The following is a 26,818-nucleotide window of genomic DNA, read 5'->3' on the forward strand; positions in this document are numbered from 1 at the left end:
CACTTGCGCTTCCGATCTCTCGTTAGCGGGAGGCGAATTCTACAGCGTTACACGCTGCTGTCAACACCTCTTTTTCTCCGCTTTCGACCGAGAGGATCGAAACGTTAATAGAGCCAAACAACACTGCCCTACCAACTCCTTCTGGGCTTCGATGAACTGAAGCAACTCGCTGTCGAATCCTGCGTAACTCTTTGTTTACCAAGGAGTTTTCCGTTTCGACTGCGCCGGAAGTGGGGCGAATTATAGACTTCCAGAATCTGCCGTCAACACCTTTTTTCACATTTCTGTCATATCGGTCAAAAAGCGCTCAAAAACGCAAAAGCCGGCCCCCAAGGGGCCGGCTTTCTAGCTCACCTTATAGGCTAGGGAAGGCAAACTGCGACGCTTCATGGCTGGCCCGTTGCGGCCAACGCTGGGTAATCGCCTTGCGACGGGTATAGAAACGCACCCCATCCGGCCCATAGGCATGCAGGTCGCCGAACAGCGAACGCTTCCAGCCACCAAAGCTGTGATACGCCACCGGCACCGGTAGTGGAACGTTAACGCCCACCATGCCCACTTCAATCTCATCGCAGAATAGACGCGCCGCTTCACCATCACGGGTGAAGATACACGTACCGTTACCGTATTCATGGTCGTTGATCAGTTGCATCGCCGCTTCCAGGCTAGCCACCCGCACCACGCACAGCACCGGCCCAAAGATCTCTTCTTTGTAGATACGCATTTCAGGCGTCACATGATCAAACAGACTGCCCCCCAGGAAGAACCCCTCTTCATGGCCCGCAACACTCAGCCCACGGCCATCCACCACCAACTTGGCGCCCGAAGAAACACCGTCTTCTATATAGCCACTGACTTTGTCACGCGCCTGACCGGTCACCAGCGGCCCCATATCCAGGCCACAAGAGGTGCCCGCACCGATCTTCAACGCCTTGACCTGCGGCACCAGCTTGGCGATTAACGCGTCCGCCACCTGGTCACCCACGCACACGGCCACCGAGATCGCCATGCAACGCTCGCCGCAGGAACCGTACGCCGCGCCCATCAAAGCACTGACGGCGTTATCCAGGTCCGCATCCGGCATCAGTACCGCGTGGTTCTTCGCGCCACCCAGTGCCTGTACGCGCTTACCGCGTTTGGTCGCTTCGGAATAGATGTACTCGGCAATCGGCGTCGAGCCCACGAAGCTCAGCGCTTTCACTTCCGGCGCTTCGATCAGCGCATCCACAGCGCCCTTGTCACCGTGTACCACGCTCAGCACGCCTTTAGGCAGACCCGCCTCCTGCAGCAGCTGTGCGATCAAGAGCGTCGAACTCGGATCACGCTCCGAGGGTTTCAGGATGAAACAGTTACCGCAGACAATGGCCAGCGGGTACATCCACAACGGCACCATCGCCGGGAAGTTGAACGGCGTGATACCAGCCACTACCCCCAGCGGCTGGAAATCCGACCACGCATCAATGTTCGGCCCTACGTTACGGCTGTACTCGCCCTTCAGAATCTCCGGCGCCGAGCACGCGTACTCAACGTTTTCGATCCCACGCTTCAGCTCACCGGCGGCGTCTTCCAGCGTCTTACCATGCTCTTCGCTGATCAACTGCGAGATACGCGCTTCGTTCTGCTCCAGCAATTGCTTGAAACGGAACATCACCTGAGCACGTTTGGCGGGCGGGGTATTACGCCAAGCCGGGAACGCCGCCTTGGCCGAGTCGATCGCCTGTTGAATGGTTTCACGGCTGGCCAACGGCACCTGGTGGATCACCTGCCCGGTGGACGGGTTATACACGTCGGCACTGCGACCGCTGTCGTTGACCAACTCGCCGTTGATCAAATGCTGGATAAGGCTCATGCAGGGCTCCTGAAAAGTTGTTCTATATAGAAGGAGAAATCAGTCGATCTTGTTCAGCACTTCGCCGACCGCATCGAACAGGCGATCCAGGTCCTGCGGCTTGCTGTTGAAGGTTGGCCCGAACTGCAGGGTGTCGCCACCAAAACGCACGTAGAAACCGGCTTTCCACAAGGCCATGCCGGCCTCAAAGGGGCGCACGATCGCATCACCGTCACGCGGGGCAATCTGGATAGCGCCCGCAAGCCCGTAGTTGCGGATGTCGATGACGTTCTTGCTGCCCTTCAGGCCATGCAGCGCATTCTCAAAGTGCGGGGCGACTTCGGCGACGCTCTGCACCAGGTTTTCCTTCTGCAACAGCTCCAATGCAGCCAGGCCGGCGGCGCAGGCTACCGGGTGCGCCGAATAGGTGTAGCCGTGCGGAAACTCAACTGCGTACTCCGGCGTCGCCTGGTTCATGAACGTCTGATAGATCTCGCTGCTGGCGATCACCGCGCCCATCGGGATGGCGCCGTTGGTGACTTGCTTGGCGATGCACATCAGGTCCGGGGTCACGCCGAAGCTGTCGGCACCGAACATCGAGCCAGTACGGCCGAAACCGGTGATCACTTCATCGAACACCAGCAGGATGTTGTGTTGATCGCAGATCTCACGCAGGCGCTTGAGGTAACCCTGAGGCGGCACCAGCACGCCAGCGGAACCCGCCATCGGCTCGACAAACACCGCAGCGATGTTCGACGCATCGTGCAATTCAATCAGCTTGAGCAGCTCATCGGCCAACGCGATACCGCCCTGCTCCGGCATGCCGCGGGAGAAGGCATTGCTTGCCAGCAACGTGTGCGGCAGATGGTCAACGTCCATCAAGCCCTGGCCAAATAACTTACGGTTACCGTTGACGCCACCCAGGCTGGTACCGGCGATGTTCACACCGTGATAACCACGGGCGCGACCGATCATCTTGGTCTTGGTGGCCTGGCCTTTGAGGCGCCAGTACGCACGCACCATTTTCACCGCGGTATCGGCGCACTCGGAGCCGGAATCGGTGAAGAACACATGATTCAGGTTGCCAGGGGTCAGGTCGGTGATCTTTTCCGCCAATTGGAAGGACAACGGATGACCGTACTGGAAGCCCGGCGAGTAGTCCAAAGTCCCCAGTTGCTTGGCGACCGCTTCCTGGATCTCCTTACGCGTGTGCCCGGCGCCGCAGGTCCACAGGCCCGACAACGAGTCATACACCTTGCGCCCCTTGTCATCAATCAACCAACTACCTTCAGCCGCCACGATCAGGCGCGGGTCTCGCTGAAAGTTACGGTTGGCCGTGTACGGCATCCAGTGAGCGTCCAGCTTCAATTGGCTGGCCAGGGACGATGGGGCGTTTTCGGGCATGTTCATCAGCAAAACCTCGCAAGGCAAAAGGCAGCGTCGGGATTGAAAAAGCGTTGTTGCAGCTAAATTGCCACGGCGATAAAGTCGGTGAAATCCAACTCTTCTAACCTTCAGTCAGGCCTTTACTAAACTATGAGCAGCCGTCGACCCGATCCCCTGGCGCAAGTCAGCGACTTTGATATCCGCCTGCTGCGCATCTTTCGCAGCGTGGTGGAGTGCGGGGGCTTTTCGGCGGCGGAAACCGTGCTGGGCATCGGGCGTTCGGCGATCAGCCAGCAAATGAGCGATCTTGAGCAACGGCTCGGATTAAGACTGTGCCAACGCGGCCGCGCCGGGTTTTCCCTGACCGAAGAGGGTCGCGAGGTCTACCAATCGGCCCTGCAACTATTAAGTGCCTTGGAAAGCTTTCGCACCGAGGTCAACGGCCTGCACCAGCATCTGCGCGGGGAACTGATCATCGGCCTCACCGACAACCTCGTCACTCTGCCCCATATGCGCATCACCCACGCGCTCGCGCAATTGAAGGAGCGCGGCCCGGACGTGCAGATCCAGATCCGTATGATCGCCCCCAACGAAGTTGAACAAGGCGTACTCGACGGCCGCCTGCATGTCGGCGTGGTGCCCCAGGCCAGCGCCCTGTCGGGGTTGGAATACCAGCCGCTGTACAGCGAGCGTTCACTGCTCTACTGCGCGGTGGGCCATCCGTTGTTCTATGCCGAAGACAAGCAGCTGGACGATGCACGCATCGATGCCCAGGACGCCATCGCCCCGACCTTCCGCCTGCCCGCCGAGATCCAGGCCCATTACCAAGTCCTCAACTGCACCGCCAGCGCCTCCGACCGCGAAGGCATGGCCTTCCTGATCCTCACCGGTCGCTACATCGGCTACTTGCCCGATCACTACGCCAGCCTGTGGGTACAACAAGGCCGACTGCGTGCGCTGAAACCGGCTACACGTTTTTACGATTTGAGCCTCGCATCGGTCACGCGCAAGGGCCGTCGCCCCCATTTGGTGCTGGAAAGCTTCCTCGAAAGCCTGGCCGCAACGCGCTAACCCAGGTCTTTTGTGAAAAGCTGAGCAACTGGACAGCTTTTTGCAAGCGCACAAGGACCTAGAACCGTCCGACTCGAGTTTGCCCGCCATGCCACCAGAAACCTCCAGCCCCAGCGACCTTATCTACGGCCTCAACGACCGGCCGAAACCTGCCCCGGCCTTCCTCGCTGCACTGCAACACGTGCTCGCCGCCTTTGTTGGCATCATCACCCCACCGCTGATTATCGGTTCTACCTTGGGACTCACCGCGCATTTACCGTACCTGATCAGCATGGCGTTGATGGTTTCCGGTGTGGGCACCTTCATCCAGGCGCGTAGGCCATTTGGTATCGGCGCCGGGATGATCTGCCTGCAAGGCACCAGCTTCGCCTTCCTCGGCGCAGTGCTGTCGGCGGGCTTCCTGGTGAAGCAACGCGGCGGCAGCCCGGAAGACATCATGGCGATGATCTTTGGCGTGTGCTTTTTCGGCGCCGCGGTGCAGATCGTGCTGAGCCAATTCATCGGTCAACTGCGTCGGGTCATCACGCCGCTGGTGACCGGGATTGTCATCACCCTGATCGGCATCAGCTTGATCAAGGTCGGCATCACTGACCTTGGCGGCGGTTTCAACGCCCCCGACTTCGGCGCACCCACCAACCTGGCGCTGGGTCTGTTCGTGGTGTTGACGATCATACTGCTCAACCGCTCCAACACGCCGTGGGTACGCCTCTCGGCCATCATCATCGGCCTGGCCCTAGGCAGCCTGGCCGCCTGGTTCAGCGGCAAACTCGTGCCCCAAGCCCTGCCCGACCTGCCGCTGGTGAGCCTGCCGATTCCGTTTCGCTTCGGTTTCAACTTCGACTGGAGCGCTTTCCTGCCGATCGCGCTGATTTATCTGATCAGCAGCATCGAAACCGTCGGCGACCTCACCGCCAACTGCATGATCGCCCGCCAGCCCATCAGCGGCCCTTCCTATATAAGCCGGCTCAAGGGCGGCGTACTCGGCGATGGCGTGAGCTGCATGATCGCCGCCACCTTCAGCGCCTTCCCCAACACCACCTTCGCGCAAAACAACGGCGTGATCCAACTCACCGGCGTGGCCAGCCGTTACGTCGGCTTATATATCGGCGTGGTGTTGTTTGGCCTGGGCCTGTTTCCGTTGATCGGCGCAGTGCTGCAGCAAATCCCCAAACCGGTACTGGGCGGCGCAACCCTGGTGATGTTCGGCAGTGTGGCCGCCGCCGGCGTGCGCATCCTCGCCCAGGCACCGCTGGACCGGCGCAGCATGCTGATCATCGCCACGTCGTTTGGTGTCGGCCTGGGCATCGCCGCCCAACCGAACCTGCTGCACTTGATGCCCATGCTGGTGCAGAACCTGTTCGATTCGGCCATCACCAGCGGCGGGCTCACAGCCATCGTGTTGTGCCTGTTATTGCCGGAAGCCAAAGCCGCCCGTGCTGACGCAAACCACACAACGGAAAGCGACACACTGGAACCGCTTTGACGGTTTTATTGCATCAGGACTTGTCTGAGGCTTGAGGGTGGGTTATCTGTGCACACGTCGTCTCTATCGATCAGCACGGAAACCTCCATGAGCCTCGAAGTTCCTGCCCACAGCAACCAAGCCGGTAAACCCGCCAGCCGCATTCGGCAAAAGAACGAACAAGCGATTCTCCAGGCTGCTGAAGACGAGTTCGCGCGCCATGGCTACAAAGGCACCAGCATGAACACCATCGCGGCCAGTGCCGGGCTGCCGAAGGCCAATCTGCACTACTACTTCACCAACAAGCTGGGCCTGTATATCGCAGTGCTCAGCAATATCCTCGAACTGTGGGACAGCACCTTCAACGCGCTGACCGCCGAGGATGATCCGGCCGTGGCCCTCACCCGCTACATCCGCACCAAGATGGAATTCTCACGGCGCCAACCCCAGGCTTCACGGATCTTCGCCATGGAGATCATCAGCGGCGGTGAATGCCTCACCGAATATTTCAGCCAGGATTACCGCGCCTGGTTCAGCGGCCGCGCGGCCGTGTTCCAAGCCTGGATCGACGCCGGCAAGATGGACCCGATAGACCCCGTGCACCTGATTTTCCTGCTGTGGGGCAGCACCCAGCACTACGCCGACTTCGCCACCCAGATCTGCCGCGTCACCGGTCGCACCAAGCTGACCAAGCAGGACATGGAAGACGCCGGCACCAACCTGATCCACATCATTCTCAAGGGCTGTGGCATCAAGCCCGCCTATTAAACGAAGCGACTTATGCCTTTCACGCTCACCGGCCTTTGCGAGTTTCGCGAAGAAATACGCAAAAGCCGCTTTATCACCCTCGCCGCCCCGATCACCAGCCCGCAAGACGCCCAGGCGTTTTTCGAGCAGTACAGCGACCTGAACGCCACGCACAATTGCTGGGCCTGGAAACTTGCCGACCAATACCGCAGCAATGACGACGGCGAACCCGGCGGCACCGCCGGACGGCCGATCCTGGCGGCCATCGAGGCACAGGGTTTTGATCAGGTTGCGGTGCTGGTGATTCGCTGGTACGGCGGCATCCAGCTGGGAACCGGCGGTCTCGCCCGTGCGTATGGCGGCGGCGCGAATAAATGCCTGCAAAATGCCGAACGCATCGAACTGATCAGCCGCGTCCCGCTGAGTTGCGCCTGTGGGTTCGCCGAGCTGAACCTGGTGAAATTGCGCGTTGCTGAACTGGGCGGGCTGGTGATTGAAGAAACCTTCACCGCCAACGGCGTCGAGTTGCAGCTCGCCTTGGGCGAAGCCCATATCGACACCCTGCAAACTCAACTCGCCGACCTCAGCCGTGGGCGTATCCTGCTACACCGCTGAAACTGCTAACGTTGCACTCCCTGAACCGCGACTCCAAAGGAAGCTTTTCATGTCTACGCCAAAAACCGCATTGATCATCGGCGCCTCGCGCGGGCTGGGCCTTGGCCTGGTCAAGCAACTGCTTCAGGACGGTTGGGACGTGACCGCCACCGTGCGTGATCCGAGCAAGGCCGATGCCCTGAAAGCCGTTGGCCCGGTCCAGATCGAAAAACTCGACATGGACGACCAGCAAGCCGTGATCGCCCTGGCCCAACGCCTCAAGGAACGCACCTTCGACCTGCTGTTCGTCAACGCCGGCGTCAAAGGCCCTGCCAATCAGGAGCCGGGGCACGCCACCCTGGCCGAAGTCGGCCAATTGTTTTTTACCAACGCCGTGGCGCCGATCAACCTGGCCCAGCGCTTTGTCGGGCAGATCCGCAAGGACAGCGGCGTACTGGCTTTCATGAGTTCGGTATTGGGCAGCGTGACCATCCCCGACGGCTCCGACCTGGCGCTGTACAAAGCCAGCAAGGCCGCGCTCAACTCCATGACCAACAGCTTTATCACCCAGCTGGGTGATCACAAGTTGACCGTACTGTCGTTGCACCCGGGCTGGGTGAAGACCGATATGGGCGGCGAAAACGCGCACATCGACGTGGACACCAGCGTGCGTGGCCTGGTTGACCAAGTGAACGCCTACACTGGCAAAGGCGGTCATCACTTCATCGATTACAAAGGCGACACCATCGCCTGGTAACCACCGAGGATGAACAGGTGGAAGGGAGGGGGGCTTGCTCCCTCCCACACTGAACGCGCTGTATTCCTACAGGTAGACCCGATCTCGAACTACACGTAATCTACCCACCTCGCCCTCCCCGGCGACCCTGGATCAGCAGACAGGGCAACACTGAGCTGGCAAACCTGAACCCATCATTCAGAGGAGCCGGCCAATGCCTGCGACCCGTATCTGGTTAAAAAACCCCCTCGCCATTTTCACTGCCAACGGCCTCGACGCCCGTGGCGGCCTGGTGCTGCAAGACGGTGTGATCAGCGAAGTGCTGGCCCAAGGCAAAGCACCCGCACAACCCTGCACCCAAGTGTTCGATGCGCGTGAGCATGTGGTCCTGCCAGGGCTGATCAACACTCACCATCACTTCTACCAAACCCTGACCCGCGCCTGGGCGCCGGTGGTCAATCAACCCTTGTTTCCCTGGTTGAAAACCCTGTACCCGGTATGGGCACGGCTGACCCCGGAAAAACTTGCCCTGGCGTCCAAGGTGGCACTCGCAGAATTGCTGCTCTCGGGCTGCACCACGGCGGCTGACCACCACTACCTGTTCCCCGACGGCCTGGAAAACGCCATCGACGTGCAAGTCGACAGCGTGCGCGAATTGGGCATGCGCGCCATGCTCACCCGCGGTTCCATGAGCCTGGGCGAAGCCGACGGTGGCCTACCGCCGCAACAGACCGTACAACAAGGTCAAGTCATCCTCGAAGACAGCCAGCGCCTGATCCGCGAATACCACCAACGCGGCGATGGCGCGCACATCCAGATTGCCCTGGCACCCTGCTCACCGTTTTCCGTCACCCCGGAAATCATGCAAGCCAGCGCCGAACTGGCAAACACCCTGGATGTGCGCCTGCACACTCACCTGGCGGAAACCCTCGACGAGGAAGACTTCTGCCTCCAACGTTTCGGGCTGCGCACCGTGGACTACCTCGACAGCGTCGGCTGGCTCGGCCCGCGGACCTGGCTGGCCCATGGCATTCACTTCAACCCGGATGAAATTGCGCGCCTGGGCGCCGCCGGCACCGGTATCTGCCACTGCCCAAGCTCGAACATGCGCCTGGCGTCCGGCATCTGCCCGACCCTGGACCTGCTCGCTGCGGGCGCGCCCATCGGCCTGGGCGTGGACGGTTCCGCCTCCAACGACGCGTCGAACATGATCCTCGAAACCCGCCAGGCCTTGTATATCCAGCGTCTACGTTATGGCGCGGAAAAAATCACCCCGGAAGGTGTACTTGGCTGGGCGACCAAAGGCTCGGCGCAGTTACTCGGGCGTACGGATATCGGTGAGTTGGCTGTCGGCAAACAGGCCGACCTGGCGCTGTTCAAGCTCGATGAGCTGCGCTTCTCCGGCAGCCACGATCCGATCTCGGCACTGCTGTTGTGCGGCGCTGATCGGGCAGATCGGGTAATGATCGGCGGCACGTGGCGCGTAATCGATGGCCAAGTCGAAGGACTGGATCTGAAAGGCCTGATCGCCGATCACAGCCAGGCAGCGAAACAACTGATCGCCGGAACCTAAGCCAAACACAGGTCAAAATGTGGGAGGGGGCTTGCCCCCGATAGCGGTAGTTCAGCCGATACATGTACTGGCTGACACTCCGTCATCGGGAGCAAGCCCCCTCCCACCTTCGTTTTTGTGGTGGTTTGAAGAACCGGTTACAACCCCAGCAGCGACAACATGATAAAGGTCGCAAACAACACAAAATGCGTCATCCCCTCAATGGCATTGGTTTCGCCATCGTTGAGGTTGATCGCGCTGACAATCAGCGTGATAAACACCATCACCGTTTGTACCGGCGTCATCGCCATCTGGAACGGCTGGCCGGTGTAGAGCGCCATGGCCTCCATCACCGGCACCGTCAAGATCACCGTCGACAACGATGCACCCAACGCGATATTCACCACCGACTGCATGCGGTTCGCCAACGCAGCGCGCAACGCGGTCAAAATCTCCGGCGCCGCCGAAATAGCCGCGACCACGATTGCCGTGATCACCGGCGGCGCCCCCGTACCTTCCAGGCCCAGGTCGAGCGTCTTGGACATCACTTCGGCCAGCGCGCCAATCACGATCACCCCGAACACCAGGGTGCCTATGGAGAACGCCAGGTTGACCGACGGTGCGTCCTGCTCTTGCGGCTGCTTCTTACGGCGTTTTTCCGGATAGCTGTAGCTGAAAAAATAACTGTGCGGCCCCACCTGCATGCGCAGGAACAGGGTGTAAAGCACCACCATCGCGCCAATGGTGAAGGCCGAGTAAATTTTCCAGTCGGCTTCGGGGATAAATTCCGGCACCACCATCGACACGCCCATGGCGGTGAGGATCATCACGCTGTAGGTGCGCGCCGAATCGTCATTGTAGGATTGTTCGCCATGCTTGATGCCGCCCATCAGCGCGGCCAGGCCGAGAATCCCGTTGATGTCGAGCATCACCGCCGAGTAGATGGTGTCGCGCACCAGGGTGGGCGACGGTTCATTACTCATCATGATCGCCAGGATCACCACTTCCACCAGCACCGCAGCGAGCGTGAGGATCATGGTGCCGTAGGGGTCGCCGACCTTTTCCGCCAGTTGCTCGGCGTGATGAGCCACGCGCATCGATGCCACGACGATAAAGCCGATCAGCGCCACGCCGGCCAGCAGCGCCACCATTTGCCCGCTATGGAGCATCCAGTGCTCCAAAGGGTAGGCGGCGATGGCGGCAATCAGCGCCAGCAGCATGAATTTTTCTTGCTTGAGGGATGTGAGCATTACGGGCCTTTTAGTACGGCAAATCAGTCATTGATGGGGTACAGACTGCGCCAAGCCGCTAACGTTTCGTTACACCTTAGTTCACACGGCCCTTGCGTAAATAAAAGCAAAACTCTCCTGCTGGTCAGGTTTTGCCGATTATTTCGGCCATGGCCTGTAGAATGCCGCCATTGCACCTGATGAGAATTTAGAAAATGTACGATTGGCTCAACGCCCTGCCCAAGGCTGAACTGCACCTGCACCTGGAAGGCTCGCTGGAGCCGGAGCTGCTGTTCGCCCTGGCCGAGCGCAACAAGATCGCGCTGCCGTGGAACGACGTCGAAACCCTGCGCAAGGCCTACGCCTTCAACAACCTGCAAGAGTTTCTCGACCTGTACTACAAGGGCGCCGATGTGCTGCGCACCTCCCAGGACTTCTACGACCTCACCTGGGCCTACCTGCTGCGTTGCAAAGAGCAGAACGTGATCCACACCGAACCGTTCTTCGACCCGCAAACCCACACCGACCGTGGTATTCCGTTCGAAGTGGTGCTGAACGGCATCGCCGCTGCGCTGAAAGATGGCGAGCAGCAGTTGGGTATCACCAGCGGTTTGATCCTCAGCTTCCTGCGCCACCTGAGCGAAGCCGAAGCCGAGAAAACCCTCGACCAGGCCTTGCCGTTCCGTGATGCGTTCGTGGCCGTGGGCCTGGACAGTTCGGAAATGGGTCACCCGCCGAGCAAGTTCCAGCGTGTGTTCGACCGTGCCCGCCACGAAGGCTTCCTCACCGTGGCCCACGCCGGCGAAGAGGGCCCGCCCGAATACATCTGGGAAGCCATCGACCTGCTGAAAATCCAGCGCATCGACCATGGCGTACGCGCCATCGAAGACGAGCGCCTGATGCAGCGCATCATCGACGAACAGATTCCGCTGACCGTGTGCCCACTGTCCAATACCAAACTGTGCGTGTTCGACGACATGGCCCAACACAACATCCTCGACATGCTCGAGCGCGGCGTGAAGGTCACGGTGAACTCGGATGACCCGGCCTACTTCGGCGGTTATGTCACCGAGAACTTCCACGCGTTGTACACCTCGCTGGGCATGACCCAGGACCAAGCCAAACGCCTGGCGCAGAACAGCCTGGATGCGCGTCTGGTCAAGCCATAAGCCTCACTCACTGAGTGAATGCAGGCTAACTGTGGGAGCGAGCACGTCGCACCGCCGCTCCCACAACGGCTAAGCATTGCCCTCTGCCGCCACCGCGCAGGATCACGCAGGCATGGCCAATCGGGTGATTTCCAACTGCTCGAGATCATTGACCTGCAACGCCTGTGACTCGTTGATCACGCTGATCCAATTCGACTGTAAAAACAGTTGCAACAACCCCGCCCCCAACGCACCGCCCAAGTGCGGCTGCTGCTGGCTCCAATCGAAACAGTTACACACCAGCGGCGACGCCAGCGCCTGGGTGAAAATACCCAGGCCTGCCAAATGCTGCGCGCCCTTTACCGTGACATCGGTACGTTGCTCGTAGCGCTCGATCCACCCCGCCTCCAGCATATGTTGATACAGCTGCGCTCCCAGCTCGCCGCCTAGGTGCCCATGGCACAGCCGGGCATGGCGCAACGACGGCGGGGCCGCCAGCGGTTGCGGTAACGTGTCCGGCGCACTGCGTACGGCGCAGGCCATGGTGGTCCTGGCCATTGCATTGATGGCGGCGCTGACATCAGGCGCGGCCACGCGAAACAAGCGCTTGCCACGCCGGGCCTCCACCCGCAACAAACCACCCGCGGTCAGTCGCGCCAGATGCGCATTGGCGGAGGTCGCCGACAACCCGGTGAGCGTCGCCAACTCTACCGGCGACTTGGCCGAGCCATCCATCAAGGCCCACAGCATGGCGGTGCGTTTGGGCTCGGCGAGCAAGCTGGCGATCTGACTGATACAAGGCGCTGCTTCCATCTTTCACTCCCTGTCGATTTATTGTTCTGATGAGGTTGGCGCCAAAGTATAGGGGCGCCCACCCGCAGTTCCACCGCGTCTGACAGCGTGGATAGGGACGGGATCTGAGTGAAATTTCCTACTGTGATGGAAGCCGTTACCTCGCGTGCCATCGCTCCGACAACTGGGCGGTCAACGTCGCACAACGGGACACGAGCATTTCCCGCAACAGGTTGATGGGCTTGCTCAGTTGCGCACGGTGAGCGCACAGCAGGTTGAGCGGCGTGCGCTCGCCACGCAGTTCAGGCAGGATCACGCGCAATCGCCCAGCCAGCACGTCGGTGCTGACATCGAGCCAGGACTTGTAGGCAATGCCCACACCCGCCACCGCCCAACGGCGGACGACGTCGGCATCGTCACTGAAACGGTCTCCGCTGACCGTCAGGCTGACTTCACGTTTGCCATCGTGAAAGCTCCAGTGATCGTGGACCCGGCTGCCGAGCATATACAGCAGGCAATTGTGTTGGGCCAATTGCTCCAGATGCCGAGGTTCACCCTGCCGAGCGAGGTAACTGGGGGAGGCACACAGCACGCGAACGTTATTCGGTGCGACAGGCAGCGCGACAAGGCTGGAATCCTCGGGCTCACCGTAACGCAGGGCGATATCCACCGGTTGACGGAACAGATCGGCAATACGATCGCCCAACAGCAGGCGCACGGTGAGCTGCGGGTACTCACGCTGGAACTCGTCCAGCCACGGCAGCAGTTGGTTACGCCCGAAATCCGAAGGGGCCGAGAGTTGCAGCACCCCGCTGACATGGTCCTGGCCGCTGGCCAACAAGCGTCGTCCTTCATCCAGCGAGCTCAACGCCGCGCGGGCGTATTCCAGGAAACCCTCGCCTTCGGCGGTCAGGCGCAGGCTGCGCGTGGAGCGTGCCAGCAAACGCGCGCCCAGTTGCTGCTCGATACGCTTGAGCGCCGCACTGGCCACCGCAGGCGACAGGTCCATTACCCGTGCCGCAGCGGAAAGGCTGCCCAAGTCCGCCGCCCGCACGAACAACTGCAAATCATCAAAACGCAGCATGCATCCCGCCCATTATCAAAATTTTATTGAAACAGACTGCTGTTTTAGCCGCTTTTATCGCGGCGGGAAATAGCCAATTATCTGTGCATCCCGCTTATCACGTGTCTGGAGTTGAATATGTCCACAGCCTTTAACGTCATCGCCACGCTGATCGCCAAGCCCGGCCAACAGGCCACCTTGGAAACCTTGCTGCGTGGCCTGCTGGAACCCACGCGCCTGGAAGCCGGTTGCGAGCAGTACGACCTGCACCAGGACCTGCAACACCCCGAAACCTTCTACATGCTCGAACGCTGGAGCGATGACGCCGCGCTGGCCGACCATGACCAGAGCGCGCACATCCTGAGCTTTCGCGCCAAGGCGGCTGATGTGCTCGAACACTTCGAACTCAAGCGCCTGAAATTCCTCGCCTGATCACCGCCCTTTTCCGGAGCCATCATGAAAGCTATTGCCTACTACGCCTCACTGCCGATCAACGATCCAAACGCCCTGCAAGACATCGAGTTGCCGGCACCCGTCGCCGGCCCGCGCGACCTGCTGGTGGAAGTCAAAGCCATCTCGGTCAACCCGGTGGACACCAAGGTGCGCCAGAACGTCGCCCCGGAAAACGGCACCGCCAAAGTGCTGGGCTGGGACGTGGCCGGCGTGGTCAGGGCCGTCGGCAGCGAAGTGACGTTGTTCAAGGCCGGTGACAAGGTGTTCTACGCCGGTTCCCTGGTGCGCCCGGGCGGCAACAGCGAACTGCACGCCGTGGATGAGCGCATCGTCGGCCACATGCCGAAAAGCCTTGGTTTCAGCGACGCCGCTGCGCTGCCGCTGACCGCCATTACCGCCTGGGAATTGTTGTTCGAACGCCTGCAAGTGCGTGAAGGCAAAAAGGATGAAGGCCAGAGCCTGCTGATCGTCGGCGCTGCCGGTGGCGTGGGGTCGATCCTGACGCAATTGGCCAGCCAGCTCACCGCCTTGACCGTGATCGGCACGGCGTCGCGCCCGGAAACCCAGGAATGGGCCAAGTCACTCGGTGCGGACCTGGTGATCGACCACAGCCAACCGCTGAGCGAAGCGCTGAAAACCGCCGGACACCCGCAAGTGACCCACGTCGCCAGCCTCACCCAGACGGATCATCACCTGGACCAACTGGTGGAAGCCCTGCACCCCCAGGGCAAGCTGGCACTGATCGACGATCCCAAGGCACTGGACGTCAGCAAGCTCAAGCGCAAGAGCCTGTCGCTGCACTGGGAGTTCATGTACACGCGTTCGATGTTCGAGACACCGGACATGATCGAACAGCACAACCTGCTCAATCGCGTGGCCGACCTGATCGACGCCGGCACCCTGAAAACCACGGTGGGCGAGCACTTCGGTGTGATCAATGCAGAGAATCTGCGACGCGCCCATGCGCTGCTGGAAAGCGGCAAGGCCAAAGGCAAGATCGTGCTGGAAGGGTTCTGAAAAAACGGCTGTCAGGGTCGTCCATTATTCATGTGAGTAATGGACGACACCACTAGTCCGAGAGTTGATCTTTGTCATATTTGTGAGCGTATTCGGGTTTATATTGGCCGCCTTTGCCACGATTCTTTTACGTGAGGAAGTCAGCAATGAAGATCCTGATAAAAGCGTTAGCAAAATCCGCAGGCAATAAATGGCAGGTCCGTCTCGACCAGGACGCGTTCACCTTCCGCACCGAGGCCGAGGCGCGTGCCTTTGCCGACACCCTGCAAGCCCGTATCCAGGCGCCCCACCGTTTTCCAAACAGCCAGCAACGCTCCGCCGCTGGCTGACCCACTGTTCAGATCTGCGCCTGCAAGGCCCGTTTGCGTTGCAGGCGCTGGGTCGACATCGCAATCGTCACGGCCAATACCCCGCACAAACTGATGACCATCGCCATTGGCATCGCCGTGCCGTCGTGCAACACGCCCACCAACGACGCAGCCCCCGCCGCCACGCCAAACTGGATGCAGCCGAGCAACGCCGAAGCGCTACCGGCCCTTGCACCCTGCCCGCTCATGGCGCACGCCGAGGTATTGGGCAAAATGCAGCCGAGGCTGGCGATACAGATAAACAACGGCACCAGCAATGGCCACAGCGCATCGGTGCGCAAGGCCGCGATGCCGAGCAACGTCAACGCCGCCAGCAGGTACACCCATACCGTGCGCGACAGCAAAAAAGCCGGGCCGCGCTTGGCCAGCAGCCGCGCGTTGACCTGCGCCACCAATATGAAGCCCGCCGCGTTGGAACCAAACAGCCAGCCGTAGTGCTCGGCGGGTACGCCGTACAGCTTGATAAACACGAACGGTGAACCGGCGATGTAGGCAAACATCCCGGCAATCGAAATACCACCGGTCAAGGCATAGCCGAGGTAAACCCGATCGGACAACAGCGCCCCATAGCGTCGCAGCGACCCGGACAGCGGCTGACGCGGCTGGTGGGCGGGAAAGGTTTCCGGCAAACCAACCGCCACGGCGATGGCCGCCATCACGCTGAATAGGGACAACGCCAGGAAAATCGACTGCCAGCCCCACACACCGACCATCAGCCCACCCGCCAACGGCGCGAGAATCGGCGCCAGGCCCGTCACCAGCATCAACTGTGAATAAACCTTGGCCGAGCCCACGGGATCACATTTGTCGCTGACCACCGCACGGGAAATCACCATGCCCGCGCAGCCCCCCAGGGCCTGCACAAAACGTGCTGCGATCAGCCACTCCAGCGAAGGTGCAAAGGCGCACGCAAAGGACGCCAAGGTAAACAAGGTGACGCCACTGAGCAGCGGGCCGCGTCGACCAAAGCGGTCCGCCAGCGGGCCATAGATCAATTGGCCGATGGCCAGGCCAGCGAAATACACCGCCAGGGTCAGCTGGATGTGTTTTTCATCGGTCGCGAAGGCCGTGGCCATGGCCGGGAAGCCCGGCAGGTAAAAATCGATCGCCAACGGCGCGAAGGCGCTCAAGGCCCCCAGAATCAGGATTATGCGAAGGTTCATCGGGCACCCAAGTGAGACGGCAGCCCGATAGTCTAGCCGCGCTTGGGTGCATTGAACACGATAGCTCGCTAACTATTTTTCCGCATCAGGCTAGCTTGGCGCTGTAACCCTCTTCGGTGATCGCCGCGATCACTTGCTCAGCAGACAAGCGGCTGTCGACGCCCACTTCCTTTGCCGCCAGGTCGACCTTCACGCTGGCCGCCGGGTCCTGGCTCTGCACCGCCTGGGTCACCGCACGAACGCAATGGCCGCAGGTCATTCCTTCAACGCTGAATACTTGCATGACATGACTCCTTTGATGAGGTTGAACCCAGTCTCGACCTTGCCACGATGGTAAGGTCAAGTTCCTGGAATAGCTGCCGGGCTGGTATTCGGCGGCATCGTCGGCCAAGCTTCACCCATCTTTGATTCACACCACGGAGCATTCGCCATGCGCTGGTCGTTTTTTGCCCTTCTCGGCCTGATGAGCCTGTCCGCCGCTGCGCCCCAAGCCATCGCCGCAGAAGACTATGCGGTGCTGATCATTTCCCGGGAACGCCTGGAAGTGCCGACCAACTGCGAAATCGGTCTGTACATCCAGGACCAACTAGCCGGGCGCCTGTTTCAAGAACAATCCACCTCGTTCAACCTGCCCGCGGGCGATGTATCGCTGCGCCTGAAACTGCTGCCGGGCCAAACCCCAGGCTGCCTGCCGGGACTGCTGGCACCGCCCGCGCAGAACATCACACTCAAGGCCGGTGACGTGCGCAAATTGCGCATCGCCCAGGGCCCGGACGGCATGTATCTCAAACCCGCCGCACTGGAATACTAAAGGCACTTGACCTTCCCCACAGGTCAAGGTTGATCCTACGGGCAACGTCTTCTGGAGGACTGCCCCATGAATGGATCAACCACCTTTGACCTGCCCATCAGCGGCATGACCTGCGCCAGCTGTGCCGGCCGGGTCGAACGCGCGCTGGGCAAGGTGCCGGGGGTGCAAAGCGTCAGCGTCAACCTGGCCAATGAGCGCGCCCACGTTGAAGTGCTGGGCCAGATGGACCCCGGCGTGCTCATCGCCGCCGTCGACAAGGCCGGCTACACCGCCAGCCTGCCCCAAAGCGAATCGACCACCGACGCCAACCAAGCCCAGCGCCTGCACCACGAGCGCTGGGCGCTGCTGCTGGCGATCCTGCTGGCATTGCCGTTGGTGCTGCCGATGCTGGTCGAGCCCTTCGGCCTGCACTGGATGCTGCCCGCCTGGGCACAATTCGCCCTGGCCACACCGGTGCAATTCATCTTCGGCGCGCGCTTCTATATCGCCGCCTGGAAAGCCGTGCGTGCCGGTGCCGGCAACATGGACCTGCTGGTGGCCATCGGCACCAGCGCCGGTTATGGCCTGAGTATTTATGAATGGCTCACCGCTCACCCCGGCATGGCGCCGCACCTGTACTTCGAAGCCTCGGCGGTGGTGATCGCCCTGGTGCTGCTGGGCAAATACCTGGAGAGCCGCGCCAAGCGCCAGACCGCGAGCGCCATCCGCGCCTTGGAAGCCCTGCGTCCTGAGCGGGCGATTCGAGTACTCGACGGTCGTGAAGAAGACGTCGCCATCAACGCCCTCAAGCTCAATGATCTGGTACTGGTAAAACCCGGCGAACGCTTCCCGGTGGACGGTGAAGTGGTGGAGGGTCAAAGCCACGCGGACGAAGCCTTGATCAGCGGCGAAAGCCTGCCCGTACCCAAACAACCTGGCGATAACGTCACCGGCGGCGCCATCAACGGCGAAGGCCGCCTGCTGGTACGCACCCTGGCCCTCGGTGCCGAAAGTGTGCTGGCGCGGATCATCCGCCTGGTCGAGGACGCCCAGTCCGCCAAGGCACCGATCCAGAAGCTGGTGGATAGAGTCAGCCAGGTCTTCGTCCCGACCGTGCTGGTGCTGGCGTTGGTCACGCTGGTGGGCTGGTGGCTGTATGGCGCGCCCCTGGAAACGGCGATCATCAATGCCGTCGCCGTACTGGTGATCGCCTGCCCCTGCGCCCTGGGCCTGGCCACACCGACCGCGATCATGGCCGGCACCGGCGTTGCCGCGCGCCACGGCATCCTGATCAAGGACGCCGAAGCCCTGGAACGAGCCCATGCAGTGAGCGCCGTGGTCTTCGACAAGACCGGCACTCTCACTTCCGGCACGCCTAGGATTGCCCACCTGGCCGCGGTGGATGGCAACGAAGCCTTACTGCTGCAACAAGCCGGCGCGCTGCAACGCGGCAGCGAACACCCGTTGGCCAAGGCCGTACTGGATGCCTGCAACGAAAAAGGCCTGACCGTGGCCGATGTGACGGCCAGCCAATCCCTGACCGGACGCGGCATCGCCGGCACGCTCGATGGCCGGCCGTTGGCCTTGGGTAACCGTCGCCTGCTGGAAGAAAGCGGCTTGAGCGCAGGCGACCTCGCCGACTCCGCCAAGTCCTGGGAAGCCGAGGGCCGCACGTTGTCCTGGCTGATCGAGCAAGGTGCGCAACCACGTGTGCTGGGGCTGTTCGCGTTTGGCGACACACTCAAGCCCGGTGCACTGGAGGCGGTGGAGCAACTCAAGGCCCAGCACATCAGCAGCCATTTGCTCACCGGCGATAATCGCGGCAGCGCCCGTGTGGTCGCCGAGGCGCTGGGCATCGACGATGTGCACGCCGAAGTGCTGCCCGCCGACAAAGCCGCCACCGTCGTCGCGTTGAAAAAAACCGGCGTGGTGGCCATGGTCGGCGACGGCATCAACGACGCCCCGGCCCTGGCCGCTGCCGATATCGGCATCGCCATGGGCGGCGGTACCGACGTGGCCATGCACGCGGCCGGTATCACCCTGATGCGCGGCGACCCGCGCCTGGTGCCTGCTGCGCTGGAGATCAGCCGCAAGACCTACGCCAAAATCCGCCAGAACCTGTTCTGGGCCTTTGTGTATAACCTGATCGGCATTCCCCTGGCGGCGTTCGGCCTGCTCAACCCGGTACTCGCGGGTGCAGCGATGGCCTTGTCCAGCGTCAGCGTGGTGAGCAATGCATTACTGTTGAAGACGTGGAAGCCTAAGAACTTGGAGGATCAACGCCCATGAACATCGGCCAAGCCGCACGCCAGAGCGGGCTCAGCGCCAAGATGATTCGCTACTACGAGTCCATCGGCCTGCTCAAGGCTGCCCACCGCACCGACAGTGGCTATCGCGTGTACGGCAGCGACGACTTGCACACCCTGGCGTTTATCAAGCGGTCGCGGGATTTGGGTTTTTCATTGGAAGAGGTCGGCAAGCTGCTGACCCTGTGGCAGGACCGGCAACGGGCGAGTGCCGATGTGAAGGCGTTGGCGCGCCAGCATATTGAGGCGCTGAACCAGAAGATCCTGGAACTGGGGCAATTGCGCGATACCTTGCAAGACCTGGTGGAGCACTGTCAGGGCGATGATCGGCCGGATTGTCCGATACTCAAGGAGTTGGCGTCCGGAAGCTGCTGCGCCTGAGCGGATCTAACTGGACACACACAAAACCAAATGTGGGAGGGGGCTTGCCCCCGATAGCGGTGGATCAGCCAGCTTATCTGTAGCTGACCCACTGCAATCGGGGGCAAGCCCCCTCCCACATTTTTGATCTCCACTTATCTGGACATCACTGCATCCAAGGCGGCGGCGGGGGCTCGTCCGGCACCTTGCTCGGAGGCGCATCATCGGCAGCACGAATCGCCTGGCGGCGCTCTTCATCCAGCCGCGCCGCTTCGATCTCGCGGATCACACCGCCGACGTCCGCCAACTCTTCCGGCTCGTCGAACTCGCCGGTCAAGACGCTGGCTGGGTGCAGGGTGCCGGCTTCGTACAGGGCCCACATTTCCTTGGCGTACTTGGTCGCCTTCAACTCTGGGGCAAAACGCCCGAAGTAGGAAGCCATGTTGCCCACGTCCCGCTCCAGCATGTTGAACGCGTGGTTATTGCCCGCCGCATCCACCGCCTGGGGCAGGTCGATGATCACCGGGCCCGTTGGCGTAAGCAGCACGTTGAACTCGGACAAGTCACCGTGCACCAGGCCGGTACACAGCATCAGCACGATCTGGGAAATCAGGAAGGCGTGGTATTCACGCGCCTGGTCCGGCTCCAGTGTCACGTCATTCAGACGCGGCGCCGCGTCACCGTACTCGTCGGCCACCAGTTCCATCAGCAGCACGCCTTCAAGGAAGTCGTACGGCTTGGGCACGCGAACGCCCGCACCGGCCAGGCGGAACAACGCCGCCACCTCAGCGTTCTGCCAGGCATCTTCGGTTTCTTTCTTACCGAATTTGGAGCCCTTGGCCATGGCCCGGGCCTGCCGGCTGTTACGGACCTTACGGCCTTCCTGGTATTCGGACGCTTGACGAAAACTTCGTTTGTTCGCCTCCTTGTAAACCTTGGCGCAACGCAATTCGTTGCCGCAGCGCACCACATAAACAGCTGCTTCTTTACCACTCATGAGTGGGCGCAGCACTTCGTCGACCAGACCGTCTTCGATCAGGGGTTCAATGCGTTTAGGAGTCTTCATCAGCTTTTATTGTGGGTCCTTTATTACCAAATACGCGTATGGCACTCGTTATACGGCAATCGGCTCGCCGGTGGGAGAGGCTACCGACCTCTGACCGCTCAAGAATGCATCCAATATGCCAATTTTCGCCGCAATCAACGCTCAATGATCGCCGTAACACCCTGGCCACCCGCCGCGCAGATCGAAATCAGGCCACGGCCCTTGCCCGCCGCATCCAGCAACTTGGCCAGGTTGGCGACGATACGCCCACCCGTGGCGGCAAACGGGTGCCCGGCGGCCAGGGAGCTGCCCTTCACATTCAGCCGGCTGCGGTCGATGGACCCCAAGGGTGCGTCCAGCCCAAGGCGCGTCTTGCAGTAGTCCGCATCTTCCCAGGCCTTGAGCGTGCACAAAACTTGGGCAGCGAACGCTTCGTGGATCTCGTAGTAATCGAAGTCCTGCAGCGTCAGGCCATTTCTCGCCAGCAGTCGCGGCACCGCGTACACCGGCGCCATCAGCAGGCCTTCGGCACCGTTGACGAAGTCCACCGCCGCCGCCTCGCCATCACGCAAATACGCGAGGATCGGCAAACCACGCGCCTGGGCCCAGGCCTCACTGCCCAGCAGCACCAACGACGCGCCATCGGTGAGCGGCGTGGAATTGCCGGCGGTGAGCGTGCCCTTTTCGCTGCGCTCGAAGGCGGGCTTGAGCGCGGCGAGTTTTTCCAGGGTCAGGTCGGGCCGCAAGTTGTTGTCGCGGGTCAGGCCCAGAAACGGTGTGAGCAAATCGTTGTGCCAGCCTTCGGCGTAGGCCGCGGCCATTTTCTGATGGCTTTCGAGAGCCAACTGGTCCTGCTCGGCGCGGGGGATCTGCCAGGTCTGCGCCATCAACTCGCAGTGCTGGCCCATGGACAAACCGGTACGGGGTTCGCCGTTACGCGGCAGTTCCGGCTTGAGGTGATGGGGACGAAGTTGTAACAGCAGTTTTAATTTATCCGCCATGGACTTGCTGCGGTTGGCGTGCAGCAGAAGCTTGCGCAGGCCTTCATTTACACCGATCGGCGCGTCGGAGGTGGTGTCCACCCCACCGGCAATCCCGCACTCAATCTGCCCCAGGGCGATCTTGTTGGCCACCAGCAACGCGGCTTCCAGGCCGGTGCCGCATGCCTGCTGAATATCATAGGCCGGGGTTTGCGGCGACAGACGCGAGCCCAGCACACATTCACGGGTGAGGTTGAAGTCCCGCGAATGCTTGAGCACCGCACCGGCAGCCACTTCGCCCATGCGCAGGCCGTGCAGGTTGTAGCGCTCGATCAGGCCTTCCAGGGCGGCGGTCAGCATCGCCTGGTTGCTCGCCGTGGCATAGGGGCCATTGGAGCGGGCGAAAGGAATGCGGTTACCGCCAATGATCGCTACACGGCGCAATTGAGTCATGAAAAGCTCCCTGATGGTTGTAGGTGGAATCACCAAGCCTAGCCTAGGCTCAATCGAACGACTGCCACCCCGGGGTGGTCCACCCTTTGAACCCCAGCCTTCGGAGAGCGTTCCATGTCTGACCGTTATATCGACTTCGCCAACTCAAGCCTCGGCCATCGCCTGGTCGCCGCCATTGGCCTGCCGTCACCGGTACGCCTGGAACGCTGGCAGGCCGGGCGCCTGCGTCCGGTGGAGGGCGCATTGCTGCTGGGCGGCGGTGCGCTGGCCACTCAGGTACAGGCATTTGCCAACCGGCTCACCGACGCCATTTACACCTACGGCGCCGAGACGTCGACGTGGATTCCCGGCCATGGCCCCACACTCAAGGCGGTCGTGTTCGACGCCAGCGAGTTGCAACACACTGATCAACTCAAACAGCTGCGCGAATTCTTCCAACCGCTGCTGAAAAACCTGGATAACAGCGCGCACCTGGTGATCCTCGGCCGTGCGCCGGAAAGCCTCAGCGACCCCTTCGCCGCCAGCGCCCAGCGCGCCCTGGAGGGTTTCAGCCGCTCTCTGGCGAAAGAGCTGCGCAATGGCGACGTGTTGCAATTGCTCTACGTCGGCGACGGTGCCGAGGACCAATTGGAAGGCGCACTGCGCTTTTTCCTCTCACCGAAAAGCGCCTACATCTCTGGCCAGGTGATTCGCCTGGAGGCCTGCGCCACGCCGGTCGAAGACTGGACGCGCCCCCTGGCCGGGCGCAAGGCGCTGGTCACCGGTGCCGCACGAGGCATTGGTGCATCCATCGCTGAAACCCTGGCCCGCGACGGCGCCGACGTGATCCTGCTCGACGTGTCTCAGGCCAAGGCCGACCTCGAAGCCCTGGCCGCGCGCCTGGGTGCACGCACCGTCACGCTGGATATCTGTGCTGAAGACGCCGCCCGTCAATTGATCGAGCACCTCCCCGATGGGCTGGACATCCTGGTGCACAACGCCGGTATCACCCGTGACAAAACCCTGGCGAACATGACCCCGGAGTACTGGGACGCGGTGCTCGCGGTCAACCTCAATGCGCCACAGGTACTGACCCAGGCGCTGCTCGACAGCGGCACCCTGCACGACAACGCCCGCGTGGTATTGCTGGCGTCGATCAGCGGCATCGCCGGTAACCGTGGGCAGACCAACTATGCGGCGAGCAAGGCGGGGTTGATCGGCCTCGCACAGGCTTGGGCGCCGCTGCTTAAAGAGCGCGGCATCACCATCAACGCCGTGGCGCCGGGTTTTATCGAAACCCAGATGACCGCACATATTCCGTTCGCCTTGCGTGAAGCCGGGCGACGCATGAGTTCGCTGGGCCAGGGCGGCCTGCCGCAGGACGTCGCCGAAGCGGTGGCGTGGCTGGGCCAACCGGGTTCCGGTGCGGTCAGCGGGCAAGCGCTGCGGGTATGTGGGCAAAGTCTCTTGGGAGCGTAAGCATGCAATGGAAGACGCTGGGCACTACGCCATTTCTGCCGCCGCTGTATTGGCGCGCGGCGCTCAAACGCAAGATCACCGGCAGCACCTTGCCTGAACACGGATTGCGCTGCCGGGTGAGCATCAACCCCAAGCAGGTGGCGGCCTATCGCAAGGTCTGCGGTTTTGCCGACAGCCCTCTCTTGCCGGCGACTTATCCGCACGTCCTGGCGTTCGGCCTGCAGATGCAGTTACTCACCGATAAAAGCTTTCCCTTCCCGCTGCTGGGGCTGATTCACCTGAGTAACCGCATCCGCGTCCATCGCCCGCTCGGTGGTGTCAGCGAATTGTCTGTCGGCGTACACACGCAGAACCTCAAGCCTCATCCCAAGGGTGCGACCTTTGACCTGGTGACCACGGTCGAAGATTCCCTGGGCCTGCTGTGGGAAGCCGAGAGCCGCATGCTCTGCCGTGGGGTGAAATTGGAAGGTGAGGCAGAGGATATCGCCCAACCCTCCCCCGCCCAGGTCAGCGAACTGTCCCGCAGGAAGGCGCCCGCCGATATCGGCCGCCGTTATGCGCGGGTCTCCGGCGACTACAACCCGATCCACCTCAGCGCCCTGACCGCCAAGCTGTTCGGCTTTCCCCAGGCCATCGCCCACGGGCTGTGGAACAAGGCGCACACCCTCGCCGCCCTCGGCGAACACCTGCCCGCCGCCAATATGGAGATACACGTCGAGTTCAGGAAACCCGTGCGCCTGCCCAGTGAAGTGACGTTATTAGCGAGTGCCGCCGGTTCCAGCGGAGCGTTGTGGCTAAAAGGCGCGGGCGAGATTGAACATATGGTAGGCAAGTGGCAGCCGATTGCCTGAAATAAGACTGATGAATTGTATATATACACCCTAGGTAATAGCGGACTTTTTGAAGTCCGCTTTTTTCTTCTAAGTCATTGTAAAAAAACAGATATACATCTTGATACATCCTCACCTTATACCGTTGGCATTAGTCACTTAAACGGTACATCCCGGTTCTATATAAATCGTTAATACCAACTAGAGCATTGAGAGAACGCACCTCCGGGACTGTTATAGCCACACGGACAAACGCATCGCTAGCCCAAGAAATAGTGAGCGTTTGAAGACAACCAAGGTTGTACAGGTGCGAGGAACTCAATCATGAATACTCACGTCGTGTTTTGGAAAACAAGTACCGCGCTGGCCCTGGCAGTCACACTGGCACTCGGCGGCTGCAGCAGCGGGGGTGGCGGGCATCACAGTGGTGGCTCCTCGGATGCTGGCGCTGGCGGTGGCACGGGGGGAGGCGGCACTGACCCTGGCACCAACCCCGGCGGCACCGCCTCGCCGCTGGTCACCGCCACCGTGGTCGACACCGCCGGCAATACCGTGACCCGCCTCAGCCGCACCGTCCGTAGTCTGGGCACCACCCTCGGCAGCCTGCCGATCGTGGGCGAAACGGCTGGCGACTTGGTGACTGCGGCAGGCAACGCCGTCGACAGCATCGGCAACGGCCTTTCGGATGGCCTGGGTTCACTGGGCACTGACAGCAACGCCCTGGGCAAAACCGTTGCCGGCGTGGCCAACGGTGTTTCCGACCTGGGTGATGGCGTGACCGTTACCGGTGCCAACGTCGCCACATTGCTGGGGAAAGTGCCAGTGGTCAGCGGCGCCTCCCCCGTGGTCGGCAACGTGGTGGGCAAGGTTGGCAATGCCGTGACTATGCTCGGCGACACCTTAAGCACCGCCAGCACCACCGGCCCACTGGGGTCGGTCACCCACACCGTCGGCGCAAAAGTCTTGGTGCCTGTGGTGTCCCTGGTGGAAAACACCACCGGCAAAGTCGGCACCGCGACCGGTCTTGACTCGCCCGTGGGCGGCTTGCTGAAAAAAGTCGGCGATACCGTCGACGGCCTGGGTGATAAAGTCGCCGACGCCGGCGGCACCGGCAACCCGGTGACCGACGCGGTGGGCAATGTGCTCAATGGTGTCGGCACCGCGGTCGGCAAGGCCAGCGGTTATGTCGACCGGGATGCGGATAGCAGTGGCGGCGGCAATGGCGGTGGTACCGGCGGCGGCCTCGGCAAACTCGGCCTGGCCGAACTCATCGGTGGCGTGATCGCCGGAGCCGGCAGCGGCCTGGATGCGGGCAGCACCAATGGCGTGATCAGCGCGGCGGGCGTTACCGGCGTCAAGGCGGGCACCACCGTGGCGGCCCTCGGTGGCGGCACACCCAGCACTAAAACCAGCATTCCGGTCGCCGGGCTGACCGGCCCGATCGGCAATGCACTCAACCCTGTCACCAGCGGCGTACAGAGCCTGACTCAAAACATCGGCGGTGCCACTGGCCTCGGTGCTCCGGCCAACGGCCTGGTCACCCGTGTCGGCGGTGCGGTCAGCAACCTGGGCGGCAACATCAGCGGCACCAACGCCAACCCGGTCACCAACGCCCTGGGCGGTACCGTGACCGCCGTGGGTGGCACCGTGGCGTCGATCGGCGGCCTGGTCACTGGCGGCACCAATACCGGCGGCGGTTTGCTCGCGGGTGGCCTGAATGTAGGCGCTGGCGCCTCTGCCGGTGCTGGCGCAAGCGCAAGCGGTGGTCTTCTGGGCGGGCTGTTGGGTGGCCTGGGCGGCAAAAAATAGAATTGCACCTGGCCGATTAGACGGCCTCACCTACAGCGCCTACGCTTGGTTGAGACGAGAGACCCACTAAGTCTCTCGTCTTTTTTTATGGATCAATGATCGATCCGTAAAAGCCTCCGAACCGCGCCCCCAGAGCCCGGCGGGCATCTGCGAAACGCCGCTGCAGTATTGACCATGG

25 protein-coding genes are annotated in these 26,818 nt (G+C 61.5%); 16 read left to right on the forward strand and 9 right to left on the reverse strand.

Features of this window, described 5'->3' with window-relative positions; all coding sequences use genetic code 11:
- Nucleotides 1-355: 355 nt before the first annotated feature.
- Together K7431_RS27680 and K7431_RS27685 are read right to left on the reverse strand one after the other, a co-directional pair.
- The gene (locus K7431_RS27680; protein ID WP_012722054.1) at nt 356-1,849 is read right to left on the reverse strand and encodes a CoA-acylating methylmalonate-semialdehyde dehydrogenase; all 1,494 of its coding nucleotides are present in this window, start codon (nt 1,847-1,849) and stop codon (nt 356-358) included.
- 39 nt (nt 1,850-1,888) lie between these two features.
- Entirely contained in the window at nt 1,889-3,238 is a 1,350-nt protein-coding gene (locus K7431_RS27685; RefSeq protein WP_012722053.1) for an aspartate aminotransferase family protein, read from the reverse strand.
- A gap of 126 nt (nt 3,239-3,364) precedes the next feature.
- On the opposite strand from K7431_RS27685, the gene K7431_RS27690 reads away from it, so the two are divergent.
- The 6 genes from K7431_RS27690 (at nt 3,365) to K7431_RS27715 (ending at nt 9,397) form a co-directional block, all read left to right on the forward strand.
- On the forward strand, nt 3,365-4,285 hold the full coding sequence (locus tag K7431_RS27690) for a LysR family transcriptional regulator (RefSeq protein ID WP_012722052.1): 921 nt from the start codon (nt 3,365-3,367) through the stop codon (nt 4,283-4,285).
- An 88-nt stretch (nt 4,286-4,373) separates the two neighbouring features.
- On the forward strand, nt 4,374-5,768 hold the full coding sequence (locus tag K7431_RS27695) for a uracil-xanthine permease family protein (protein WP_012722051.1): 1,395 nt from the start codon (nt 4,374-4,376) through the stop codon (nt 5,766-5,768).
- Nucleotides 5,769-5,855: 87 nt separating this feature from the next.
- Nucleotides 5,856-6,515: a TetR/AcrR family transcriptional regulator gene (locus tag K7431_RS27700; RefSeq protein ID WP_012722050.1), complete on the forward strand. Its 660-nt coding sequence runs from the start codon at nt 5,856-5,858 to the stop codon at nt 6,513-6,515.
- Between the two features lie 12 nt (nt 6,516-6,527).
- Nucleotides 6,528-7,109: an IMPACT family protein gene (locus tag K7431_RS27705; RefSeq protein WP_012722049.1), complete on the forward strand. Its 582-nt coding sequence runs from the start codon at nt 6,528-6,530 to the stop codon at nt 7,107-7,109.
- A 49-nt stretch (nt 7,110-7,158) separates the two neighbouring features.
- Nucleotides 7,159-7,845 (forward strand): SDR family oxidoreductase, encoded by a 687-nt coding sequence (locus K7431_RS27710; RefSeq protein WP_012722048.1) that lies wholly within the window; start codon nt 7,159-7,161, stop codon nt 7,843-7,845.
- 193 nt (nt 7,846-8,038) lie between these two features.
- Nucleotides 8,039-9,397 (forward strand): 8-oxoguanine deaminase, encoded by a 1,359-nt coding sequence (locus tag K7431_RS27715; protein WP_012722047.1) that lies wholly within the window; start codon nt 8,039-8,041, stop codon nt 9,395-9,397.
- A 137-nt stretch (nt 9,398-9,534) separates the two neighbouring features.
- Here K7431_RS27715 and K7431_RS27720 read toward each other — a convergent pair whose 3' ends face one another.
- On the reverse strand, nt 9,535-10,626 hold the full coding sequence (locus K7431_RS27720) for a calcium:proton antiporter (protein ID WP_012722046.1): 1,092 nt from the start codon (nt 10,624-10,626) through the stop codon (nt 9,535-9,537).
- Nucleotides 10,627-10,820: 194 nt separating this feature from the next.
- Between K7431_RS27720 and K7431_RS27725 the strand changes: the two genes are divergently transcribed.
- Nucleotides 10,821-11,774, forward strand: a complete 954-nt coding sequence (locus tag K7431_RS27725) for an adenosine deaminase (protein ID WP_012722045.1) — start codon at nt 10,821-10,823, stop codon at nt 11,772-11,774.
- Nucleotides 11,775-11,876: 102 nt separating this feature from the next.
- On the opposite strand, the gene K7431_RS27730 is transcribed toward K7431_RS27725, so the two are convergent.
- Complete coding sequence (locus tag K7431_RS27730) at nt 11,877-12,566, reverse strand: ArsR/SmtB family transcription factor (RefSeq protein WP_012722044.1); 690 nt, start codon at nt 12,564-12,566, stop codon at nt 11,877-11,879.
- A 136-nt stretch (nt 12,567-12,702) separates the two neighbouring features.
- The gene (locus K7431_RS27735) at nt 12,703-13,629 is read right to left on the reverse strand and encodes a LysR family transcriptional regulator (RefSeq protein ID WP_012722043.1); all 927 of its coding nucleotides are present in this window, start codon (nt 13,627-13,629) and stop codon (nt 12,703-12,705) included.
- A 117-nt stretch (nt 13,630-13,746) separates the two neighbouring features.
- On the opposite strand from K7431_RS27735, the gene K7431_RS27740 reads away from it, so the two are divergent.
- The 3 genes from K7431_RS27740 (at nt 13,747) to K7431_RS27750 (ending at nt 15,407) form a co-directional block, all read left to right on the forward strand.
- Nucleotides 13,747-14,040 (forward strand): putative quinol monooxygenase, encoded by a 294-nt coding sequence (locus K7431_RS27740; protein WP_012722042.1) that lies wholly within the window; start codon nt 13,747-13,749, stop codon nt 14,038-14,040.
- Nucleotides 14,041-14,064: 24 nt separating this feature from the next.
- Nucleotides 14,065-15,078 (forward strand): zinc-binding alcohol dehydrogenase family protein, encoded by a 1,014-nt coding sequence (locus K7431_RS27745; protein ID WP_012722041.1) that lies wholly within the window; start codon nt 14,065-14,067, stop codon nt 15,076-15,078.
- A gap of 146 nt (nt 15,079-15,224) precedes the next feature.
- Nucleotides 15,225-15,407, forward strand: a complete 183-nt coding sequence (locus K7431_RS27750) for a hypothetical protein (protein WP_010213424.1) — start codon at nt 15,225-15,227, stop codon at nt 15,405-15,407.
- Nucleotides 15,408-15,415: 8 nt separating this feature from the next.
- Here K7431_RS27750 and K7431_RS27755 read toward each other — a convergent pair whose 3' ends face one another.
- Nucleotides 15,416-16,609, reverse strand: coding sequence for a multidrug effflux MFS transporter (locus tag K7431_RS27755; RefSeq protein ID WP_012722040.1), 1,194 nt, complete (start codon nt 16,607-16,609; stop codon nt 15,416-15,418).
- Nucleotides 16,610-16,694: 85 nt separating this feature from the next.
- The gene (locus K7431_RS27760) at nt 16,695-16,892 is read right to left on the reverse strand and encodes a heavy-metal-associated domain-containing protein (RefSeq protein WP_012722039.1); all 198 of its coding nucleotides are present in this window, start codon (nt 16,890-16,892) and stop codon (nt 16,695-16,697) included.
- 147 nt (nt 16,893-17,039) lie between these two features.
- Between K7431_RS27760 and K7431_RS27765 the strand changes: the two genes are divergently transcribed.
- The 3 genes from K7431_RS27765 (at nt 17,040) to cueR (ending at nt 20,086) form a co-directional block, all read left to right on the forward strand.
- Nucleotides 17,040-17,420 (forward strand): hypothetical protein, encoded by a 381-nt coding sequence (locus K7431_RS27765; protein ID WP_012722038.1) that lies wholly within the window; start codon nt 17,040-17,042, stop codon nt 17,418-17,420.
- A 66-nt stretch (nt 17,421-17,486) separates the two neighbouring features.
- A complete protein-coding gene (locus K7431_RS27770; protein ID WP_012722037.1) occupies nt 17,487-19,688 on the forward strand; it encodes a heavy metal translocating P-type ATPase in 2,202 nt (733 codons plus the stop codon).
- Nucleotides 19,685-20,086, forward strand: coding sequence for a Cu(I)-responsive transcriptional regulator (gene cueR / locus K7431_RS27775; protein ID WP_012722036.1), 402 nt, complete (start codon nt 19,685-19,687; stop codon nt 20,084-20,086). The genes K7431_RS27770 and cueR overlap by 4 nt, the downstream gene beginning before the upstream one ends.
- 145 nt (nt 20,087-20,231) lie before the next feature.
- Here cueR and K7431_RS27780 read toward each other — a convergent pair whose 3' ends face one another.
- Together K7431_RS27780 and K7431_RS27785 are read right to left on the reverse strand one after the other, a co-directional pair.
- The gene (locus K7431_RS27780; RefSeq protein ID WP_012722035.1) at nt 20,232-21,131 is read right to left on the reverse strand and encodes a PA4780 family RIO1-like protein kinase; all 900 of its coding nucleotides are present in this window, start codon (nt 21,129-21,131) and stop codon (nt 20,232-20,234) included.
- Between the two features lie 134 nt (nt 21,132-21,265).
- Nucleotides 21,266-22,543 carry an acetyl-CoA C-acetyltransferase gene (locus tag K7431_RS27785; RefSeq protein ID WP_012722034.1) on the reverse strand — a complete coding sequence of 426 codons (1,278 nt, stop codon included), beginning with the start codon at nt 22,541-22,543 and terminating at the stop codon, nt 21,266-21,268.
- Between the two features lie 114 nt (nt 22,544-22,657).
- Between K7431_RS27785 and K7431_RS27790 the strand changes: the two genes are divergently transcribed.
- The 3 genes from K7431_RS27790 (at nt 22,658) to K7431_RS27800 (ending at nt 26,640) form a co-directional block, all read left to right on the forward strand.
- Nucleotides 22,658-24,001, forward strand: a complete 1,344-nt coding sequence (locus K7431_RS27790) for a 3-oxoacyl-ACP reductase (protein WP_012722033.1) — start codon at nt 22,658-22,660, stop codon at nt 23,999-24,001.
- Nucleotides 24,002-24,003: 2 nt separating this feature from the next.
- Complete coding sequence (locus K7431_RS27795) at nt 24,004-24,852, forward strand: MaoC family dehydratase (protein ID WP_012722032.1); 849 nt, start codon at nt 24,004-24,006, stop codon at nt 24,850-24,852.
- A gap of 303 nt (nt 24,853-25,155) precedes the next feature.
- The gene (locus tag K7431_RS27800) at nt 25,156-26,640 is read left to right on the forward strand and encodes a collagen-like triple helix repeat-containing protein (protein WP_012722031.1); all 1,485 of its coding nucleotides are present in this window, start codon (nt 25,156-25,158) and stop codon (nt 26,638-26,640) included.
- Nucleotides 26,641-26,818 lie beyond the last annotated feature (178 nt).

Origin of the sequence: Pseudomonas fluorescens group sp., assembly GCF_020093335.1 — a bacterium.
Lineage (GTDB): Bacteria > Pseudomonadota > Gammaproteobacteria > Pseudomonadales > Pseudomonadaceae > Aquipseudomonas > Aquipseudomonas petroselini.

Bases quoted from the DNA above. Each gene is read 5' to 3' on its own strand.
- K7431_RS27795 (WP_012722032.1), top strand. From the start codon at position 24,004: ATGCAATGGAAGACGCTGGGCACTACGCCATTTCTGCCGCCGCTGTAT.
- K7431_RS27680 (WP_012722054.1), bottom strand. From the start codon at position 1,849: ATGAGCCTTATCCAGCATTTGATCAACGGCGAGTTGGTCAACGACAGC.
- K7431_RS27785 (WP_012722034.1), bottom strand. From the start codon at position 22,543: ATGACTCAATTGCGCCGTGTAGCGATCATTGGCGGTAACCGCATTCCT.
- K7431_RS27725 (WP_012722045.1), top strand. From the start codon at position 10,821: ATGTACGATTGGCTCAACGCCCTGCCCAAGGCTGAACTGCACCTGCAC.
- K7431_RS27790 (WP_012722033.1), top strand. From the start codon at position 22,658: ATGTCTGACCGTTATATCGACTTCGCCAACTCAAGCCTCGGCCATCGC.
- K7431_RS27710 (WP_012722048.1), top strand. From the start codon at position 7,159: ATGTCTACGCCAAAAACCGCATTGATCATCGGCGCCTCGCGCGGGCTG.
- K7431_RS27755 (WP_012722040.1), bottom strand. From the start codon at position 16,609: ATGAACCTTCGCATAATCCTGATTCTGGGGGCCTTGAGCGCCTTCGCG.
- K7431_RS27750 (WP_010213424.1), top strand. From the start codon at position 15,225: ATGAAGATCCTGATAAAAGCGTTAGCAAAATCCGCAGGCAATAAATGG.
- K7431_RS27730 (WP_012722044.1), bottom strand. From the start codon at position 12,566: ATGGAAGCAGCGCCTTGTATCAGTCAGATCGCCAGCTTGCTCGCCGAG.
- K7431_RS27760 (WP_012722039.1), bottom strand. From the start codon at position 16,892: ATGCAAGTATTCAGCGTTGAAGGAATGACCTGCGGCCATTGCGTTCGT.
- K7431_RS27800 (WP_012722031.1), top strand. From the start codon at position 25,156: ATGAATACTCACGTCGTGTTTTGGAAAACAAGTACCGCGCTGGCCCTG.
- K7431_RS27705 (WP_012722049.1), top strand. From the start codon at position 6,528: ATGCCTTTCACGCTCACCGGCCTTTGCGAGTTTCGCGAAGAAATACGC.
- K7431_RS27690 (WP_012722052.1), top strand. From the start codon at position 3,365: ATGAGCAGCCGTCGACCCGATCCCCTGGCGCAAGTCAGCGACTTTGAT.
- K7431_RS27740 (WP_012722042.1), top strand. From the start codon at position 13,747: ATGTCCACAGCCTTTAACGTCATCGCCACGCTGATCGCCAAGCCCGGC.
- K7431_RS27745 (WP_012722041.1), top strand. From the start codon at position 14,065: ATGAAAGCTATTGCCTACTACGCCTCACTGCCGATCAACGATCCAAAC.
- cueR (WP_012722036.1), top strand. From the start codon at position 19,685: ATGAACATCGGCCAAGCCGCACGCCAGAGCGGGCTCAGCGCCAAGATG.
- K7431_RS27770 (WP_012722037.1), top strand. From the start codon at position 17,487: ATGAATGGATCAACCACCTTTGACCTGCCCATCAGCGGCATGACCTGC.
- K7431_RS27715 (WP_012722047.1), top strand. From the start codon at position 8,039: ATGCCTGCGACCCGTATCTGGTTAAAAAACCCCCTCGCCATTTTCACT.
- K7431_RS27735 (WP_012722043.1), bottom strand. From the start codon at position 13,629: ATGCTGCGTTTTGATGATTTGCAGTTGTTCGTGCGGGCGGCGGACTTG.
- K7431_RS27695 (WP_012722051.1), top strand. From the start codon at position 4,374: ATGCCACCAGAAACCTCCAGCCCCAGCGACCTTATCTACGGCCTCAAC.
- K7431_RS27720 (WP_012722046.1), bottom strand. From the start codon at position 10,626: ATGCTCACATCCCTCAAGCAAGAAAAATTCATGCTGCTGGCGCTGATT.
- K7431_RS27685 (WP_012722053.1), bottom strand. From the start codon at position 3,238: ATGAACATGCCCGAAAACGCCCCATCGTCCCTGGCCAGCCAATTGAAG.
- K7431_RS27700 (WP_012722050.1), top strand. From the start codon at position 5,856: ATGAGCCTCGAAGTTCCTGCCCACAGCAACCAAGCCGGTAAACCCGCC.
- K7431_RS27780 (WP_012722035.1), bottom strand. From the start codon at position 21,131: ATGAAGACTCCTAAACGCATTGAACCCCTGATCGAAGACGGTCTGGTC.
- K7431_RS27765 (WP_012722038.1), top strand. From the start codon at position 17,040: ATGCGCTGGTCGTTTTTTGCCCTTCTCGGCCTGATGAGCCTGTCCGCC.